General features: G+C 51.2%; 1 protein-coding gene. It reads left to right on the plus strand.

All coding sequences use genetic code 11. The features are described 5' to 3' along the window. Positions 1-424: alpha/beta fold hydrolase (locus J0A66_RS21785; RefSeq protein ID WP_206575946.1), on the plus strand; the 424-nt coding region annotated here is incomplete at both ends.

Raw genomic sequence — 424 nt, forward strand, 5'->3', positions numbered from 1 at the left:
TAACACCGGCCAGACCCTGAATCATTGGTTTGCGTCCGGACCTTGGTATTTCATTGGTCAGGGCGACTACCTGGCAGTGCCTTTCGCGCTGAATATGCTGACTAACAGCAAAAGCCGCTATCAGTTTTTTCGCCAGGAATATGAGCAGGAACCAAAACTACAGCTGGGGGGCGTCACCTTTGATTGGCTGGATGCCTCGATAACCGCCATGAACCGTATTGCCGAACAAGCCAACCAGATAGAAAGCCAGATATTGGTGCTACAAGCGGGTAACGATATGGTGGTGGAGAATCAGGCCCAGGATCATGTTTGTGCCCGACTCCCCCATTGCCAATTACAGGTCATTGCCAAGGCTAAACACGAGCTGCTAATGGAAGCTGACGACTACCGCCAGCCTGCTATGCGGACAATTCTGGACTTTTTT

This window comes from Bowmanella dokdonensis (assembly GCF_017254865.1).
Taxonomy (GTDB): Bacteria; Pseudomonadota; Gammaproteobacteria; order Enterobacterales; family Alteromonadaceae; genus Bowmanella; species Bowmanella dokdonensis.